14 protein-coding genes are annotated in these 18,632 nt (G+C 68.7%); 2 read left to right on the forward strand and 12 right to left on the reverse strand.

Features of this window, described 5'->3' with window-relative positions:
- Positions 1-23: 23 nt before the first annotated feature.
- Genes AC1RRC_RS02585 through gmd form a run of 8 tightly spaced genes read right to left on the reverse strand, consistent with a single transcriptional unit; the run spans position 24 to position 8,931 of the window.
- The gene (locus tag AC1RRC_RS02585) at positions 24-290 is read right to left on the reverse strand and encodes a hypothetical protein (protein WP_493053681.1); all 267 of its coding nucleotides are present in this window, start codon (positions 288-290) and stop codon (positions 24-26) included.
- The gene (locus AC1RRC_RS02590; protein ID WP_493053682.1) at positions 287-1,042 is read right to left on the reverse strand and encodes a WecB/TagA/CpsF family glycosyltransferase; all 756 of its coding nucleotides are present in this window, start codon (positions 1,040-1,042) and stop codon (positions 287-289) included. The genes AC1RRC_RS02585 and AC1RRC_RS02590 overlap by 4 nt, the downstream gene beginning before the upstream one ends.
- A complete protein-coding gene (locus AC1RRC_RS02595) occupies positions 1,023-2,261 on the reverse strand; it encodes a glycosyltransferase family 4 protein (RefSeq protein WP_493053683.1) in 1,239 nt (412 codons plus the stop codon). The genes AC1RRC_RS02590 and AC1RRC_RS02595 overlap by 20 nt, the downstream gene beginning before the upstream one ends.
- A gap of 29 nt (positions 2,262-2,290) precedes the next feature.
- Positions 2,291-4,249, reverse strand: coding sequence for an acyltransferase family protein (locus AC1RRC_RS02600; RefSeq protein ID WP_493053684.1), 1,959 nt, complete (start codon positions 4,247-4,249; stop codon positions 2,291-2,293).
- Positions 4,246-5,550 (reverse strand): O-antigen ligase family protein, encoded by a 1,305-nt coding sequence (locus AC1RRC_RS02605; RefSeq protein ID WP_493053685.1) that lies wholly within the window; start codon positions 5,548-5,550, stop codon positions 4,246-4,248. Before AC1RRC_RS02605 ends, AC1RRC_RS02600 begins: the two co-directional genes overlap by 4 nt.
- Complete coding sequence (locus tag AC1RRC_RS02610) at positions 5,531-6,472, reverse strand: glycosyltransferase family 2 protein (protein ID WP_493053686.1); 942 nt, start codon at positions 6,470-6,472, stop codon at positions 5,531-5,533. Before AC1RRC_RS02610 ends, AC1RRC_RS02605 begins: the two co-directional genes overlap by 20 nt.
- On the reverse strand, positions 6,432-7,760 hold the full coding sequence (locus AC1RRC_RS02615) for an oligosaccharide flippase family protein (RefSeq protein ID WP_493053687.1): 1,329 nt from the start codon (positions 7,758-7,760) through the stop codon (positions 6,432-6,434). Before AC1RRC_RS02615 ends, AC1RRC_RS02610 begins: the two co-directional genes overlap by 41 nt.
- Before the next feature lies 1 nt (position 7,761).
- The gene (gene gmd, locus AC1RRC_RS02620) at positions 7,762-8,931 is read right to left on the reverse strand and encodes a GDP-mannose 4,6-dehydratase (RefSeq protein ID WP_493053688.1); all 1,170 of its coding nucleotides are present in this window, start codon (positions 8,929-8,931) and stop codon (positions 7,762-7,764) included.
- 286 nt (positions 8,932-9,217) lie between these two features.
- Here gmd and AC1RRC_RS02625 point away from each other — a divergent pair, with 286 nt between their 5' ends.
- Entirely contained in the window at positions 9,218-9,820 is a 603-nt protein-coding gene (locus AC1RRC_RS02625; protein ID WP_493053689.1) for a sigma-70 family RNA polymerase sigma factor, read from the forward strand.
- Between the two features lie 30 nt (positions 9,821-9,850).
- Here the strand turns inward: AC1RRC_RS02625 and AC1RRC_RS02630 are convergent, their stop codons facing one another.
- From AC1RRC_RS02630 to AC1RRC_RS02645, 4 genes are read right to left on the reverse strand one after another with little or no spacing between them, the layout of a single operon-like run.
- Entirely contained in the window at positions 9,851-11,536 is a 1,686-nt protein-coding gene (locus AC1RRC_RS02630) for an FAD-dependent oxidoreductase (protein WP_493053690.1), read from the reverse strand.
- 36 nt (positions 11,537-11,572) lie between these two features.
- On the reverse strand, positions 11,573-12,751 hold the full coding sequence (locus AC1RRC_RS02635; RefSeq protein WP_493053691.1) for a GNAT family N-acetyltransferase: 1,179 nt from the start codon (positions 12,749-12,751) through the stop codon (positions 11,573-11,575).
- Between the two features lie 29 nt (positions 12,752-12,780).
- Positions 12,781-15,075 carry a polysaccharide biosynthesis tyrosine autokinase gene (locus tag AC1RRC_RS02640; protein WP_493053692.1) on the reverse strand — a complete coding sequence of 765 codons (2,295 nt, stop codon included), beginning with the start codon at positions 15,073-15,075 and terminating at the stop codon, positions 12,781-12,783.
- A gap of 18 nt (positions 15,076-15,093) precedes the next feature.
- Positions 15,094-16,197 (reverse strand): polysaccharide biosynthesis/export family protein, encoded by a 1,104-nt coding sequence (locus tag AC1RRC_RS02645; protein WP_493053693.1) that lies wholly within the window; start codon positions 16,195-16,197, stop codon positions 15,094-15,096.
- Between the two features lie 184 nt (positions 16,198-16,381).
- Between AC1RRC_RS02645 and AC1RRC_RS02650 the strand changes: the two genes are divergently transcribed.
- The gene (locus AC1RRC_RS02650; protein WP_493053694.1) at positions 16,382-18,625 is read left to right on the forward strand and encodes a glycosyltransferase; all 2,244 of its coding nucleotides are present in this window, start codon (positions 16,382-16,384) and stop codon (positions 18,623-18,625) included.
- Positions 18,626-18,632 lie beyond the last annotated feature (7 nt).

An 18,632-nucleotide genomic window follows, 5' to 3' on the forward strand; every position in this document is an offset into this window, starting at 1 on the left:
GGTGATGGCGCCGCGCGGGACCGCTAATCCGCCAGCCGGATGCGGCCCCGCCGGTCGCCCATCAAGTCGCGCAATTCCTGGATACTGAGTTCGCTGACCTCATGCAAGCGTAGCAGCAGGCCGGCGCCGACCCGCATCCGCCGGTGCCGGATCTTGCTGATGGTGGGGGGCTCGATTTCCAGCAAGCGCGACAGCGCCGCGTCATTTTTCAGATTGAGCAGGCCCAGCAAGTGATCGAACAGGCGGTTCGGGTCATAGCCGGGCGGACTGTCGGACGAGACCGGGCTCATCGCAGCCGCCGGGCGCCCAGCTGGCGTGCCATGCCCAGGATGAACAGGGAATTGGTCACCAGGTAGCGGCCGGCCAGGCGGCGCGGTTCGCTGGCCAGCCGGTACAGCCACTCGAGTCCATGCCGCTGCCACCACAGCGGCGCGCGCCGCACCACACCGGCGTGGTAGTCGAACGCGGCGCCCACGCCGATCATGGGCGCGGCCACCCGGCCGCAATGGGCGCCCATCCACAATTCCTGCTTGGGGCAACCCAGTGCGACGAACACCATGTTGGCGCCGGAACGGTTGATCGCATCGACGTCGGCCTGGTCTTCGTCCGCGCTGAGCTCACGGTAGGGTGGCGCGCAGGCGCCGGCAATGCGCAGGCGAGGGAAGTCGCGCGCGATCGCCAGCTGCAAAGCGTCCAGGGTGGCGGGGCTGCAGCCATACAGGTACACGCTCTGGCCGCAGTCTTGCGCCGCGGCCATGTAGCGCTGCATCATGTCCGGTCCGTTGATGCGCTCCTGGCGCTGGCGGGCGAAATGTCCGACCGCCCAGGCCACCGGGGCGCCGTCCGGCGCCGCCAGGTCGGCATTGTCGATCACGGCGTGAAATTGCCGGTTACGGGTGCTGGTCACGACCGAATGCACGTTGCACAGGCAAACGTAGCGCGATGCCCGCTGCCGGCCCCACTCCAGCAATTGCGCCACGGTGGCGTCCCAGTCCAGGGCGGCGATGCGGGCGCCCAGCACTTCATGCGATGCGAGTTTCATTCAGGCCTCCTGAGAGTTGGCCGCCGCGCGACCGCATGGCGGTGTGATAAATCTGTTCCAGCCGCACCAGGTTGTGTTGCGGCGTATAGCGTTCCAGGTAACGCTGATACGCCGCCTGTCCCATGCGCAGCAATTGTTCCGGGTGGTTGTGGGCCCAGGTGATTTTCGCGGCCAGGTCGGCCACATCGCCGGGCGCGGCCAGCAAACCCGTGACGCCGTCTTCGACCAGTTCCCCCAGGCCGCCGTGGGCGCAGGCGATCACCGGCACGCCGCACGAATACGCTTCCACCGCGGCCAGGCCGAAGGTCTCCAGGCAAGTGCTGGGCGCCACCAGGAACTGGCTGCGGTGCAGCAGTGTGCGGACTTCGGCCGGCGCGCACCGCCCCAGGTAATCGTGTTGCAGCGCATGCGCCACGCTGGCGGCCAGGGGGCCGTCGCCCACCACGCGCAGTTGCAGGGGACGGCCGTCCCGCGCGGCGCGCTGCCGCAGCTGCGGTAATGCCGCCAGGAGCTGGGGCACGCCTTTTTCCGGCGACAGCCGTCCGACATACAGTCCGCCGGCGCGCCCGCTCCACGCCGGGGCGCCCGAGGGCGCCACGAAATTCGGTTTGAGGTGCAGCCGCGCCGCCGGCCAGCCGGCCGCGATGAACTGGTCTCGGCTGAAATGGCTGAGTGCGATGTAGTGCGCCAGCGGTTGCCGGTAGGTGCCGGCCAGCCGGTGCGCGACCAGCGCGCCGGTGGCAACGGCCGACTGCATGCGGGAATCGCGGTAGCATCCGTGCACGACCGCGCGCCACGGCGCCCTGCCGGCGCAATCCCGGCAAATCTTCCCGTCACGCAAGAACGTCGCCTGCGGGCAGAGCAGGCGGAAATTGTGCAGCGTCTGCACCACGGGAATGCCGTGCCGGGACGCCACCCAGTACGGCGCCGGCGACACCAGCGGGAAGGTATTGTGCAGGTGGATCACGTCGGGACGCTGGCCGGCGCACAGCTGGTCCAGTTCGCGCCCGGTGCGGTGCGACCACAGCGCCGAGGCGCCGGCCGCCAGCGCGGACATCGCGCGCAGTTCGTCATTGTGGCGCAGGTACAGCTGCACCTGGTGTCCCGCCGCGCGCAGCAGCGCCGCTTCGGCCTCGGCCACGACGTCTTCGCCGCCGCGCTGCTGGTAGCTGTTATGCACGATCAGGATACGCAGTGCTGTTGGGGAGCGGATGTCCATGGGCAGGTCCGGTGGCAAGTTGGTGGATGTTATTTCAGGCCGGGCGCGCCTGCCGCCGCCTGCAAGGTCCGCGCCAGGGGATTGCCTGCGGTGGCGGCATAGCGCCGCGCCAGCAAGTCCGCCGCCTTCAGGTTGATATGGTTGGCATCCTTGTAGAGGGCGGTATTGCCGATGGACGTGACACAGGTGTGCGCATTGCACATCACGCGTTTCGGATCGATGACGATGGTTTGCGGGTAGCGCTGCCGCAGCGCATCGATCACCGCGTCCATCGAGCCCTGGCGGGCGGTGATCTCGGCGGCGGCCATGTCGCAGTCGGCCGACGGCGGCAGCCAGCCGCGCCGGCGGAACAGGACGCAGCGCGACATGTCCTGTTCCAGCGACGGGTTGTCCTTGAACACCACCGGCACCGCGCCGGCCGCCGCAATCCGCCGCAGCACTTGCTCCAGGCGCTGTGCGAACAGCGCCTCCTGTCCCTTGTATTGCCAGAACGTGGCCAGCGCCACGTAACGGTAGCCGGGCGCCAGCGCCAGCAGGTCGGCGTTGCGCCGCTGGCAGGGCGTGGGCGCGGTGGCGGCGGCGGCATCATGCAAGTCGATGGCCGAACAGCTGCCTTCGACAAAATAGACCATCCGGATACCGCCATCGTGCGCCAGGCGCGACATGAACGGTTTGAAATGGTTGGCGTGGGAATCGCCAAACAGCAGCAGCTCGGCGCGCGGCTGGCGCCGGTCACCGGCGCTGCAGCGCTGTTCCAGGTAGTGCGCGCTGACGCCCTGGTATTCGCCGGATTTGATTGCGCAGGCCCCGCTCAGGTCGCGCTCGAACGAGTAGCTGGCGATCAGTTCCCGGGTCTCAAGGCCAAAGCGCGCGGGCAAGCCTTCGGTGGCATACGACGCGATGCCGACCGCCAGCGCCGCCACGGCCGGCGCCGCATACCAGCGCGGCAATGTCGTGCGCAGGCGTGCCGCGCCGTTGCGCCGCACCGGCAGTTCGACATAGCGGTACGACAGCCAGGCCAGTGCGAATGTCGCGGCACAGGCGGCGGCGATGGTGGCGCCATCGAACGGGATGCGGCGGTAATGCATGAATGAAAACAGCGGCCAGTGCCACAGGTACAGCCCGTACGACATGCGTCCAATGGCGGCCAGCGGCGCCAATCCGGTCCAGGCCGAGACCGGGTTGGCGCGGCTGCCCGCATACAGCATGAGCGCCGCGCCCGCGCTGGGGTAGAGGGAATTAATGCCGGGGAAATGCACGCCCCGGTGCAGCAGGAACAGGGAGACAACGGCCAGGCACAGGCCGGCCAGCGCCAGGAACGTGGCCGCGCCCGCCGCTGGCGGCGCGCGGTGCGCCGCGCGGGCCGCCAGTGCCCCCAGCAGCAATTCATGGGCGCGGTACGGCAGCAGGAAATAGGCGCCGGTCACGCCGGCGCGCCATTCCGACAGCGCCAGCGTGGCCAGCGCCAGCAATCCCAGGATGGCCGTCACCTGGCGCGGGCGGCGCCGCAACAGCCACACCAGCAGCAGCGGATAGAGAAAATAAAACTGTTCTTCCACCGACAGCGACCAGGTGTGCAGCAGCGGGAATTCCTCGGTGCGCCGGCCAAAATACCCCCAGCTCAGCATCGAAAAAAAGACGTTGGACACAAACCCCCACGACGCGGCCAGCGACGTGGTGAAAAACACGTAGTCGTTCGGTATCATCAGGTAACTGGCGGCCAGCAAGGTGGCCAGCGCCACCACGGCATAGGCCGGCAGCAGGCGCTTGATGCGCCGGTTATAGAATTCCGCGAGGCTGAAGCGGCCTTGTTCGGTCTCGCGCGTGATCAGGCTGGTGATCAGGTAGCCGGAAATCGCAAAGAAAATGTCGACCCCGGCGAACCCGCCGGTGACACCGGCCGGCCAGGCATGGAACGCGATCACGGCCAGCACGGCCAGCGCGCGCAGGCCGTCGATGTCGGCGCGGTAAGCGGCGGACGCAGTCATGGCGCGCTCCCGGCGGGCGGCGGTTTGGCCGGGTGCCAGGGCTGGCTGGCGCCGACGCACAGCAGGGCCAGGAAAATCACCCACATCTGGCCGCGTGGCGAGACCAGCGACGCTTCGGTCATGTTGTGCATCAGGTACACCAGCACGAACGTGACACTGAGCGGTGCGATGGAGCGGGCCAGGCGGCGCGGCCGCAGGAAATCCATGGCCCAGAACAGCAGCACCAGCGCCGTCAGCAGCAGCGCGGCCGCGCCGCCGTTGACGGCCAGGTCCAGCATGCCGTTGTGGTAGCTCGAATACGGCATGCCGGCCGAGGCGATCAGGTAGGCATGGTCGTCGAAACTCCAGCCCAGCAGCGGCCGCGCGCCGATGGCTTTCCATGCGTCGGCCCACACATTGGCGCGGCCGGTCAGTTCGCTGTCGCGTCCCAGCATGCCGAACAGCCAGCGCAAGTCCACCGCGCTTTCCAGCAGCTTGTACAGCGTGACGGCGGCGCCGCCGAGCGCCAGCGCGGCCAGGTAGACCCGCAGTCCGGCGCCGTGCCGCCACAGTGCGCGCAACGACGGCGCCAGCAGCAGCACCGCCAGGCAGGACAGTTTCGACGTCACGCTGTCGGCGCCCACCACCGCGGCCAGCGCCAGCAGGCAATAGCCCCAGTGCAGCCGCCGGTGGCGCGCGTGCGGCAGGCAAAACAAGACGCAGGCATTGGCCCAGAACGTGGTGAAGGCCAACGCGCCCAGCGTGTTCGGGTGCGGACTCAGCCCTTGCCAGCGGGCCTGCCAGTCCACCGCATAGGCCGGCGCCAGCAGCACCGCGGCCAGGTGCAGCGCCATGTTCAGGCCCAGCACATGGCCAAGATCGGTGGCCAGGCGCCACGGATCGCTCCGGTAATAGCCGGCGGCGGCCAGCGCGATCGCCATCACGCCGGCGTTGTGCACGAAATTGAGCGCCACCTTGGCCGGCTGGTAACTCCACAGCACACCGGCGCAGATCAGCGCCAGCAGGGCCGCCAGCGGCCAATGCCGGCCCAGCACCATGACGGCGCCGCGCGGGTGGCGCAGCAGCGCCAGCAGCGCGACGCCATACTGGCAACCCAGCACCGCCATGCTGAGCAGCGAATTCAGCGAATTCTGGCTGGAGGCGGCGGCGTAGGTCATCTCGGCGACGTCGGCCACCAGCATCGGGCGCGACTGCGTCAGGCTGTAGGCGATCGGCATGCCCGAACACGCCATGTACGCGAGCAGCGGCCACGCCATCCAGCGCCGGTCGGCGGCCGGGTGCTCAATGCTCAGGGCGGCCATGGTATTCCTCGACATCGCGGGTCACCAGGCAGCGCGCCAGCTGGCCGGCGGCGCCGGCGCCGCGCAAGGTCAGCGCCACGTAGGCCGGACGGCTGGCCAGCAGCAGCAGCGGCGCGGCGGCCAGCGCGCCCAGCAATTGCGCCACTTTCAGGGCAAACCACAGCGCCACCCTGGACGGCGGATAGCGGCGTACCACCACGCGGTAATAGGTTTGCCCGCTGCGGAACGCGCGCCGGCGGGCCCAGGACAGTTTCAGCCGCGCGTCCGGCACGGTCTCGGTGGCGGCTGCCTCCGCGCACCACACCATGCGGCGGCCGGCCAGGTGCAGGCGGTAAAACCAGTCGGTGTCTTCGCCGCCGGTGCGCCCGTAGGCGGGGTCGAACGGATCAGGGCGGTTGCCCAGCACCGAGCGCCGGAACGCCACGTTGCCGGCGCCGCCATGGGTGACCGGGGCGCCGGTGGCCAGCACCTGCTTGCGGTAGCACAGCCTGGCCCAGCGCGGCGCGTGGGGCGGCAGGACGCTGTCCACCGGCCCGAACACCACATCGGCGCGGAAGTGTTCCAGGCAGCCGAGGATGGCGGCCAGCCAGCCGGGCGACGGCAATTCATCGTCGTCGAGGAACGCGATGCGGCAGCCCCGGGACAGCGCCAGCGCGCGGTTGCGCGCCAGTGCGATGTTTTGCCGGGGCTCGATGTCGTACACCAGCTCGATGGATCCGCCATGGGCCGCGCGCCACGCGGCCACCGCGGGTCCGGCGCCGCCCTGCGCGTCGTTGTCGACGACAACGATCCGCATTTGCCAGCCTGGCGCCGTTTGCAGCGCCAGCGCATCGAGCAGGGCGGCCAGCTGGCCGGGGCGGCGGAACGTGGCAATACAGACATCAACCGTGCGCAACGGTTTGTGGGATGGCTGGGGGCGCATAGCGGATTTCCTTCCAGATCAGGTAAGTGAGGGTGAGTTCGCCAGCGAGCAGGCCCAGCAGGGCCCCGCCGGCGCCGTACAGCCCGGCCAGCAGCGCGCCCGCCGCCAGGGTCACGGCCGCGCTGGGCAGGTTCAGCAAGGTCAATACGCGGAAGCGCTGCTCGATTTGCAGCAAGACCGCGCCGCCGCTGCGCAACACCTGGAATACCAGCACGGCGCACCACAGCGCGGCCAGCTGCGCGACCCCGGGCACGCCGCGTCCCAGCAGCAATCGTTCGGCCAGGTCGAAGCCAGCCAGCAGCATGGCGCTATAGGCCAGCGCCAGCGCCGTCAGCGCGGCGGTCAGGCGGTGCGACAGGCGGCGGGTGCGCAGCGGATCAGTGGCGCGCAATTGCGCCAGGCGCGGGATGGCGATCTTGTTGACCGCCGGCAGCAGGAAAGAGAACGGCGAAATGAAGATGCGCGCCATGTTGGCCAGGCCCGCGCCTGCCGGGCCCAGCAGGGCGGCCAGCACGTAGGTATACGATTGCGCTTGCAGCCACGTGATGGCGACACCCCCCAGCGCCCAGCGGCCGTGGCGCCAGGCGGCGCGCCATTCGCGCCGCACGCTGGGCAGGCTGTGGCGCAGCGGCGGCCGGGCCAGCAAGGCCGCGGCGGCGCAGCCCAGCGCCAGCGCCGCGCAATACGCCAGCAGCACGGCCGTCGCCGACAGCGGCAGGTGCAACAGGTGCAGGGTGGCCAGGCCGGCGGCCAGCGCCGCCATGGTGACGGCATTGGCCGCCAGCGCGCGGTGTTCCATGCGCCGCAGGTAGGCATAGGATGCGAAAAATTCCAGGCCCAGCATCAGGGCGGCGGCGGGGGCCACCAGTTGCAGCGGTTGCAGCAGGGCAGGCCAGGGCGCGGGCAGCCAGGGCAGGCCCAGCGCCAGCAGCAGCGCCGGCCCCAGCAGCAGGCCGTTGAGCAGCAGGACCGCCAGCAGCAGGCGCCCGGCGCGCACCTGCTGTTCGGCCGGTGGACACCCCGGCAGGACGATGCTCAACTGGGTCAGGATCAGCGCGTTGCCGATGCCGACATACAGCAGGCAGGCGCCATAGCACATGCCATATAGACCGAACTGGTCGAGCGGCATGGTGCGGGCCAGGTACAGGCCGAGCAGGAAGTTGCCGCCGCTGCCGACCCCCTGGTTTGCCAGGCTGACCAGCAGCGGCCCGCGCCACGCCTTGCCGCCGGCATGCAGCCGGCGCAGCAGCGCGCGCTCCGGTACCGCCGGTGGAGTTGCGGCGCCCACGTCAGACCGGCTGCAGCGGCGTGGCGTGCGGGGCATCGCTGCGCAATGCCCGCTGCACCGCGTCGAGGTCGGACGCCACCATCTCGTCGACCAGCTGTTCAAAGCCGCAGGTGGGTTGCCATCCCAGCGCCCGTTGCGCCTTGCCGGCGTCGCCCAGCAAGGTCGCCACTTCGCTGGGACGGAACAGGCGCGGATCGACCTGCACCACCAGCTGGCCGGGATGGCAATGGCGCGCCGCCACGCTGTCCGGCTGCAGGCGGTCGATGACGGCCCGTTCCCCGCAGGCCTCGCCGCGCCATGCCAGCGTGATGCCCAGGCGCGCCGCCGCCGCGCTGACGAAGTCCCGCACGCTGTACTGGTGGCCGGTGGCGATCACGTAATCGTCGGCGGCGCTTTGCTGCAGCATCAGCCATTGCATTTGCACGTAATCGCGCGCGTGGCCCCAGTCGCGCAGCGCGTCGAGGTTGCCCAGCGCCAGCGGGTGCGGCTCGCCGCAAGCGATGCGCGCCAGTCCCAGGGTGATTTTGCGGGTGACGAAATTTTCTCCGCGCAGCGGCGATTCGTGATTGAACAGGATGCCGTTGCAGGCATACATGCCATACGCTTCGCGGTAATTCACCGTGATCCAGTAGGCATACAGCTTGGCCGCCGCATACGGACTGCAGGGGGCGAACGGCGTGCTTTCACGTTGCGGCGTTTCACGCACCCGGCCGAACAGTTCCGAGGTGGACGCCTGGTAAAAACGGGTCCGGTTGGACAAGCCCAGCTGGCGCACCGCTTCCAGCAGGCGCAGCGGCCCGATCGCGTCGGCGTCGGCTGTGTATTCCGGCACCTGGAACGAGACCGCGACGTCGCTTTGCGCCGCCAGGTTGTAGATCTCGTCGGGCGCGGTTTGCGCCACCACCCGCATCAGCGACACCGTGTCCGTCATGTCGCCATCGTGCAGCACCAGCGCTTCCCGTTCTTGCGCGGCGCGCAGGTGCGCGATGCGGCCATCGTTCGGCAGCGACGTGCGGCGCCGCACGCCGTGCACCTGGTAACCCTTGGACAGCAGCAGTTCGGCCAGGTAGGCGCCGTCCTGCCCGGTTATGCCCGTGATCAGCGCGGATTTGCGGTAGGGCGGCACGACTGGCGCGGTCATCGGTGGTTGCAGGGCGGGTTCGTTTCGCATGGAAGACTCCGTGAAGGTCGGGACGCGGGCGCCCGTTGCGGCAACGGGTCTGTGACCTGTTTTCCTGCCGGGCTTGTATCGATACTAGGCCAAGCCAGGCCCCGTCAGGCGCTAGACGCAGGCCGGTTGACTGCCGTCACTTTGCGGGCTGCCGTGCGTGCGCGGCGCGGCGCGCGGGGCGCGCCTGGACAGTTGCGCGCATGACCGATTCGCACCGGCCGCATTGGTACGCGACGGTATAACAGGGCACTGGGCGCAACCGGGCCGGCAACGCGGAGACAGCTTGATGAACCACGCCAGGCAGCCACGGCAGGTACCGGGCCTGTGCTATCCGCAATTGCCGGAAGACGTGCTGGTGCGCCTGGCGCAAGCGGGGGATGGCGCCGCGTTTGGCGAACTGGCGCGGCGTTGCCGCCCGCGCCTGGCCGGCATGCTGGCACGGATGCTGGCCAACCGGGCCGACACGGACGATGCGGTGCAGGGGGTGTTGCTGTGCGCGTGGCAGGCATTGCCGGAATTCCGTGGCGAAGCGCGTTTTTACAGCTGGCTGCACGCGATCGCGCGCAACTTCGCGCTGTACCAGCTGCGCCTGCTGCGGCTGCGCCCCGACCGTGCGGCGGAGGCGTCGGACGGCGCCGAGGAAGCCGATCCCGGCGCGTCGGCGCAACCCGAGCAGGTCCTGGCCTGCCGCCAGTTGCAGGCCACCTTGTTTGCCAGTGTGCGGGCGTTGCCGCCGCCGCTGCGGGCCGCGTATGTGCTGCGCGAGTACAGCGGCTTGCCGTATGGCGACCTGGCGCGTGTGCTCGATTGTCCGGTCGGCACCGTGCGCAGCCGCCTGGCGCGGGCGCGCGCCAGTGTCATCGAGGATGTGCGGCGGCAGGTGCTGTGACGGCCATGCCGCTTATGCCGCTCACGGCGCTTACGCCGACTGCGCCAGGGGCCGCTCCAATGGCTGCTCCAAGGGCGGCGCGTCCCGCAGTTCGGTGGCGGTGGCCAGGGTGGCGGCCAGCCGGTCCGCCAGGCGCAGCGCCAGCGCCGTCAGGGTGATGGTGGGGAAATTGGCGCCGGCGGTGGGAAACACCGAACTGCCCGCGATGTGCAGGTTGGCCAGGCCGTGCACCCGGCCATGGGCGTCCACCACGCCCTGGCGCGGGTCGTGGTGCATGCGCGTGGTGCCCATGTGGTGCCAGGTGCCTTCCGGCGCCAGGCTGGCGGGCCAGGGGCCGCCTTCCAGCGGAGCGTCCAGTTCCACCGTGGCCACGCCGCCCAGCTGCAGTTCGGCGGCGACGATGGCCAGCGTGCGGTCAAACGTGCGCTGGACGTTGTGGCCCAGGCGCCAGTTGACGCTCACGCGCGGCAGGCCCAGCTGGTCGTGGCTGCCGACCGCCAGCCTGACGCGGCTGTCCGGATCCGGCGCCGGTTCGACGATGGCCTGCAGCCGCACCTGCCGGATCAGGCAGCGCGGCTGGACCAGGCGGGTCATGCCGTAGCCCAGCGTGTCGAGCGGGTGCGCCGCCATTGTCGCCAGGTCGCCGCGCCAGTTCCAGCCCGGCTGGTCCTTGTGCAGCGTGGCTTGCTTGTAGCGGTACAGCGCGCCCGCGGCGGCGCTGCCTTCGCCGGGAAAGACCGACTGGAACCAGACCCGCGCATTCAACAGCCGTTCCTGCGCCAGCGTCGCTTCCGTCAGCGCCAGCTGGGCCGCGATGTGGGTGCCGCCGGCCGCCACGGCGCGGTTCATGTAATGGTATTTAATGTCAAACAGCTTGTTGCGGGCCCACGGCCGCGCGAACACCACGTTGCCCGACAGCAGGCGCGGATGGTCCATGAAGTAGCGGCCGACCAGGTCATGGCCGTTGCCGACGCCGGCCGGTTCAATGCGGTTCGACGCCAGCAGCAGGCGCGCGTTTTCAATACCGCCACAGGCCAGCACGTAATGCCGGGCCGTCACCGACAGGCGCAGGCCGGACAGCGTGGCGACGGCCACGCGCCGCACGCGCGTCGCGGGGCGGTCGGTTTCGATGTCCAGCGCATTGGCGTACAGGTGGATGTGCGCGTGGCGCGCCCGCGCCAGGTCGTCCCGGTACAGTTTGCCAAAGCGTACCGGCGGGCTGAACTGCGACACGGTATCGCGCACCCGGCCGCTCGGCAGCGGCAGGCGGCGGCAATCGTCGCGGCCGATGGCTTGTTCCCAGTAGGCGGCGGAAAAATTGTCCGGTCCCAGCTTGAGCACGGCCTGGGCGCGGCGATAGTAGCCGTTCAGTTCGCTGGCCGCGAAGGGCCAGCCGCTGTGCGGGATCCAGCTGCGCTGCTGGAAGTCCCACGGGTCCAGGGGGCGGCACCAGCCGCCCCAGCAATTGCTGCTGCCGCCCAGGAAGCGGCTGCGGCAGCCGTCGGCAAACTGGTAAGGCAGGCCGGTGTCATAGCCGCGATACAGGTCGCGGGTGGCCGGGTCAGGCGCGAAGCCGCCGCTCTCGAGCACGCAGCAAGGTATGCCCAGGGCGTCCAGCTCGAGTGCAATGGTCAGGCCGGCGACGCCGCCGCCGATGATGCAGACGGTGGTGTTGATCGTATGGCCTTGCGGTAACTGGCGGGTATCGATGAACATGGTGTGCTTTCATGGTGGTCAACAGGCATGCGTGTGTCAGGCGCCGGGCGCCGTGGCGTTGCCGATGCGCCAGCGGCGCCAGCGCTCCAGCAGATTCAACGCCACGGCAAACAACGGCGACGGATGCTGGCGGCGCTCATGCAGCCACAGCATGGCGCGCCGCCGCTGGCCGTTGTACCAGGTCCGGGCCACCAGCCCGCCCTCGCGCAGCATCGCCAGGCGCGAGCGGTACAGCACGATGCGGTACAGTTCCCGCAGGGCGCCGCCGAATGTCTGCTTGTACGCGTAGCGGCCCCACAGGAAATGGAATTCGCGGCCACCGCGCCCGATGCAGGCGCAAATGGTGTGGAAGCAGCACAGGAACCCCAGGCTCTGCTGGTCATACGCGGGATCGTGGGCCAGCGCCAGCAGGAAGTAGTTGTTGCCGGTGCGGCAAGCGATCGCGCCGGCCCGCACCACGCCGCCGACTTTGATCACGCCCACCAGGCCGCTATGTTCCACCAGCGACAGGATGCGCCGGATTTCGGTTTCATTGAAGCCGGAGCGCTTGTTCTTGCCGGCCATGCGCGCATAATTGAGTGCGATGATGGCCCGCACGTCGGCGGGCGGCACCTGGCCGCTGTCATAGACTTCGAACGCGCATTGCGCCAGCGCGTCGGCGGCTCTTTGTGCACGCTTGATGTTGCGCCGTGCATTCTTGCTCAGGCTGTCGTGGTAGATGGCCACGCTGGCCGGTAGCGTAATGACCGTATCTTCCAGGTAGTCATAACGCTGGCACGGGCGGGCGCCCCGGCAGTCGGCGGCGTGCACCGCGCGGCAGCCAACCGCCCGTACCTGCGGATGGCGCGAAAACGCCTGTTCCGCGAACGCGCGGATTTCCGCCGGCTCCAGGCAAATCACTTCATTGAGCACTTCAATCCGGTTGCCGGACAGGCGGTAGACCAGCAGCGTTTGCAACACGCCGCCCTGGTGTACCGCATAGGTGTGGCAGCCGTCGACGCTGCCATCGAACAGGAACTGGGGCAGCGTGGCGTACAGGTTGCCATACAGTTGCACCAGCGCGGGGCCGACCTGGGCGGGATCGACGCCGTCGCGCATGGTCACGGCGCGCGGCGGCGTCTGCGGCGGCGGCGCGCCAGCACCGGGCGGGAGCGGGGCCGGCCCGGCGCTGGCGCGCCGTAGCGGGAGGGGCGAGGGGGAGGCATTGCCGGGCATGGGTATCCTTTCTGTCAGGAATGGATGGATTAGCTGGCATGCGCCAGCAGGGGCGGGTAGTTGTCCAGTTGGCGCGCGCTTAATTTCTGGTCGTTGAACAGCACGCCCTGGGGCGAGACGCCCGCATGGTGGAGCCGCTTGATCGATTCATTGATGTCGTCTTCGGTGGTGACGCCGGCGCGCGCCAGCAGGAAGACCGCGCCGGCATGGGCCGCGCTGACCAGGCCGTCCGACACGTTGAGCAGCGCCGGGGCGTCGAGCAGCACGTAATCGTATTGCTGCGCCAGCGTTTGCAACAGCGTGGCGAAGTTCGGGTGCAGCAGGAATTCCGAAGGATTGGGCGGCAGGTTGCCGGTGGTCATGAAGTCCAGCCCCGGCAATTGGTTGGGATGGACCGCCTGGTGTGGCGCCACCTGGCCGGCAATGGCTTCGCACAGGCCATTTTCGCGCGGACGCTTGAAGCAGGCGTGCAACTGGCCATGGCGCAAGTCGGCGTCCACCAGCAGCACGCGCTTGCCGCTCATGGCCAGCACCGCCGCCAGGTTGGCGGTGACAAAGGATTGGCCGAGGTGGTCGGTGGCGCCGCTGACCTGGATGATGTTGTTGCGGAAGCGTCCCATCGTGCACAGCAGCGCGGTCCTGAACGTCCGCAGGCATTCGATGGCCGGGTCGGCGGGGGCGATGCACGCGAGCAGGTTGGGGATGCCGTTGGGGCCGGGCCAGTTTTTCTGCACATGGTGCTGTGCCGCGCTGTGGGGAATGCTGGCATAGACCACGCGCGCGCCCAGCATGCGTTCTATCCGCGCGGGCTGGTCGATGCCCTTGTGGAGCATGCTGCGCAGCGCCGCCAGCGCCAGTCCCAGCACCAGGCCGCCGATGGTGGCCAGCGCGACGATCTTGCCGCGGTCGGGGCGCGCCGGTTCCAGCGGCAGCATGGGCGGATCGACCAGGCGCACGTTGCTGACCTTGCCGGCCTTGACCAGCCGCAGTTGCTGGGCGGAATTCAGCAATGTGCTGTACAGGTCGGTGTTGATCTTGACTTCGCGGCTCAGGTGAAGCAGGTTGCGTTCAAGGCTGGGCAACTGGCGGATATGGCTTTCAGCCCGGCTGATTTCCGCGCCGACCGCCGCCAGTTGCCGGTCCACCGCTTGCAGCGCCGGATGTTCGGGGGTAAAGCTGGCCAGCAATTCGTGGCGTTTTTGCTGCAACTCCAGGCGGCGCGCCTTGGCGGCGGCGGTTTGTTGCAGGCTGAGCTTGGTTTCCTCGGCCAGGTCGATGGTGCCGCTGCCGTGGCGGAAACGATAATACTCGGCTTCGGACCGGTCCAGCCGTTCCTTGATGTCGGGTAGTTGGCGGTCCAGGAAGGCCAGCGACTTTTCCGCTTCCTCCAGCTTGCGGGCCACGTTCTGGCGCAGGTACTCGCGGCCGATTTCGTTGAGCACGTTGTGCGCGGAACTGGCGTCCGGCGCTTCCAGGGTCACGCTGATCAAGCCGGACTGCTTGCCGATTTCCGCCACGGTCATGGAGCGCTGCACATGTTCGATGGCATCGAGTTTGGCCACGTAGCGCAACTGGAAGCGCGCGCCGGGCAGGGCATCGAGGCGGTTGACGCGCAGCGACAGGCGGCCCTGCGGCAGGGTGGCCGTCATCAGCGTGTCGACGGCGCCCACCAGGTCCACAGCGAAGCGCTGCTGCTGCAAGCGGTATTTACCGGAGGGCAGCGTGATGACGTCGAACGGGACGCCGTGCAAGGCGGGCGACACATAGAATTCGGCGATGTCGATTTTTTCTCCCCCCCACGCGTAGCCGCCATAGCCGAAGATGCCGGGGGTGGACAAGCCGGGGTTCCAGCGCGCCAGGGCGCGGCCGACCAGCGGCAGGTAGACCGGGTGCGCGTCGACGTACAGCCCCAGGGTGTCGACGGCCTTGGCGATCACCATGCGCGACTTGAGCAGTTCCATTTCCGAGATCGCGGCGGCCTTGACATCGAACAGGGCGGAAATCTCGCCGATCATGTTCTTGGAATTGTTCGGCTTGTCTTCTTCGACATGGATCAGCATGGTCGCTTCATAGACCGGACTGGCCAGCAGCGCATATAGCAGGCCCAGTGCGCAGCAGAGCAGGGTGGACGCCAGGATTACCCAGCGGCTGGCGGCGAGCATGCGGGTATAGCCGGCCAGTTCCATGGTGTCGTCGACCAGCGAAGCCGGTGCGGCGGGGTGCAGCGGCAGTGGGCCCGGCGCCGGCAGCGGGGCGACCGGATGCGGGGATGAATGCGGGGATGACTGCGGAGACGAGTGCTGGGGCGAGTCTTGTAGCGGCATGGCGGCCTCCCGGGGCGGTTATTGGCGGCCGGCCGAAACGGCCGATGGCAGCGAGCCGGGAATCAGCAGGCTGAGTGTGCGGTGCCAGCTGGCCAGGGCGCTTTGCGCGACATACACGGTGTCGCGCGGGGTCAGCTCGAAGCTTTCCGCCACCGCCATCGCACCGGGGACCCCGGCGTCGAGCCGGTACACCACGGCGTCGGCGCCATTGCGGCGCACCACATACACCTGGCGCGGATCGCCGGTGGTGGTGTTGATGCCGCCGGCCTCGCCGATGGCTTCGTTCAGTGTCAGGCGGCCGTTATGCATTGGCAGCGCCTTCGGCGTCATGACTTCACCGGTGATGAACACTTTGCCCTCGTCGGCGCTGGGGACGCGCACCGCGTCGCCATGGCGCAGCAGGATGCCCGACGGATCGATCCCCTGGCGCACCAGTTCCGGCAGGCTGACCTGGTAGCGGTCGCCGCCGCGCATGATGGCGATGCGGCTCTGGTCGCCGGTGGGCAAAATGCCGCCGGCGCGGTTCAGCGCTTCCAGCAAGTGCATCGGAATATCGTTGATGGCTTGCAGCCCGGGGCTGCGCACTTCCCCGTCAATATAAATGCGCTGGCTGCGGTATGACTGGACCCGCAGCGTGACGCTGGGCTGATGGATGTAGCGCGCCAGCCGCTTGCGCAGCAGTTCGCCGGCGCCGAGGTCGGTCAGTCCGCCGACCGGCACCGTGCCGGCGAACGGAAATTGCAGCGTGCCCTGCGGGCCGACCACGAAACCCTGCGCGGTGGCGGCCGCCGCGGCCTGTTCAACCGGCGAGATGTTGGCGGCATTGCCGTTCAGCTGCGCCACGGTCAGCTCGGGATGGCCCCAGACCGTGATGGCCAGCACGTCGCCCGGGCCGATGGTGTAGGGGGCGGCGGTGGCGATCAGGACGCCGAGGTCTTCGGCCTTGCGGCGCAGGCGCTGGCTATACTGGTCCGCCACCAGTTCCGGCGTGATGGCCAGCGGCGTCACGGACAATTCGGCGGAGCCCCGCAGCGGGCCCGATGGCGGCGCCGCGCAAGCATTCAACAGCGCCGCGACGGAAACCAGCAGCGGTATACGGTGGCGTGACAGGACAAGTCCCATGGTGTGCACTCCTTCCGGGTTGGGGCCGCAAGCGCGGCCTTGTTTCAGCTTAGGGGAGGCGGCCCATGGCCGGTTGACGCCTGTCACTGCGGAAAATGACGGTGTGCAGCCGCTATGGCGGACACAGCGGTTTCAATGGGAGGGCGCCGGGGCATCCCCGGATCCGTCTCGCGAAAGGAACAGTATGTTAAAGATCGCCATTGTCACCAACACGCTCGCGCCATACCGCACGCCGGTGTTTTCCGCGCTGTCGCGGATGCCCGGCATCGCGGTCTGCGTGATCGCCTGCACTGAACGCGAGCCCAACCGGGAATGGGATTGTCCGCCCCTGGCGTGCGAGCAGACCATCCTGCGTCCCGCGATGACCGAGCATCGCGGCCGCTACATCCACCATAACGCCGACGTGGTGGACGCCTTGCGGCGCTATGCGCCGGACGTGGTGGTGACCGACGGCTTCAATCCGACCCACCTGTATGCGTTTGCCTATGCGCGCTGGCGCCGGCTGGCGCACGTGGCGATGACGGACGGCACCGAGCAGTCCGAACGTTCGCTGACCATTCTGCACCGCCTGGTGCGGGCCCTGGTGTATGCCCGTTCGCAGAGCTATGTGGCGGCCAGCAACGGCGGCCTGGCGCTGTTTGACCGCTACCGCTTGCCGAAGGCGCAGCGTTTCCTGTCGCAACTGTGCGTCGACAACAGCGCCTATGCACCGGCGCAGCCGCCGCCACGGTATGACCTGATTTTTAGCGGACGGCTGGAACCGGTCAAGAATCCGCAATTCGTGCTGGCGCTGGCGGTCGAACTGGGCAAGCGGCTGCGGCGCCGCATCCGTGTGCTGTTTGTCGGCGCCGGATCGCTGGAGCCGGAAGTACGGCGCGGCGCCGGCCTGTTCCCCGGCCTGGTGGACGCCAGTTTTGCCGGCTTTGCGGCGCAGCGGGAATTGCCGGCGCTGTATGGCGCGGCGCGGCTGTTTGTGTTCCCCAGCAGTTGGGATCCCTGGGGCGTGGTGGCCAATGAAGCGTGCGCCGCCGGCTTGCCGGTGCTGGTGACGCCGCATGCCGGCGTGGCCCATGAACTGGTGCGCGACGGTGAAAATGGTTTCGTGTGCGAGCTTGACGTGGCGGGCTGGGCCGACCGGGCGGAACTGTTGCTGACCCAGGAACCGCTGCGGCGCCGCTTTTCCGAGCGCAGCCGCGCCATCGTGGCGGAGTACACGTTCGTGCATGCCGCCGAAGGGCTGGCGCAGGCTTGCGCGCTCGCGGCCGGCCGGCAGCGCGAACTGCTGGCGGCCGGCCGTACTTACCGTTCGCGCTCGCGCGTCGTGATTGTCGAACGGCAGTTGCTGGGCTACCGGGTTGGTTTCTATGCGCGGCTGCGCGAACTGCTGGAGGCCGACGGGATCGAGCTGGAATTGCTGGTGGGGGAAGGCACCACGGCGGAAAAAATGAAGCGCAATGAAGCCCACCTGCCGTGGGCGCGGCAAATTCCCACGCGCTACCTGACGCAAAGCGGTTTGTGCTGGCAACCGTTCGGCAGCGCGGCGCGCGGCGCCGACCTGGTGATTGTCATGCATGAAAATAAAATCCTGTACAACCTGTGGCTGATGTTCGGCGCCCGGCCCCGGCGGCTGGCCTTCTGGGGCCACGGCGCCAACCTGCAGTCGGACCGTCCGCACGGCTGGCGCGAACGGTTCAAGCGCTGGACCGTGGGCAGGGCCGACTGGTGGTTTGCCTATACCGACCTGAGCGCCCGCCTGCTGGCCGCCGCCCGGTATCCGGCCGAGCGCACCACGGTGGTGGAAAATGCGGTGGACGTGGAGGAAATGATCGCCCAATGCGCCGCCATCACGGCGCCGGACCTGGCCGCCCGGCGCGCGGCCATGGCGCTGGAAGATGGCCCGGTCGGACTGTACCTGGGGTCGCTGTACAAGGAAAAGCGGCTGGAATTCCTGCTCGACGCGGCATGCCGGATCCGCGAACGGTTGCCGGCCTTCCAGTTGCTGGTGGTGGGAGCGGGGCCGCAGGAAAGCATGATGGCGGAGGCCGCCGCCAGGCTGCCATGGGTTCGCCTGCTGGGGCCGCTGCATGGCCACGCCAAATGCGAGGCCATGATGCTGGCCGACGTGATGCTCAATCCCGGCATGGTGGGACTGGGTATTCTCGATTCGTTTGCCAGCGGGCGGCCGATGTTTACCACCGATTGCGGCATGCATTCACCGGAAATCGCTTACCTGGAGAATGGCGTCAATGGCGTGATGACCGCCAACGGCGAGGCGCCTTATGCCGACGCGGTGGTGGCCGCGCTGCGCAACCCGGATCAGATGATTCGCCTGGGTGAGCAGGCCCGCGCCGGCGCCCGGCGCTATACCGTGGATAACATGGCCCGGCGCATGCACGCGGGCATCGGCGCGGCGTTATCGGTGCAATGACAATGCT

It is taken from the genome of Pseudoduganella sp. GW821-FHT12E03, assembly GCF_058807115.1.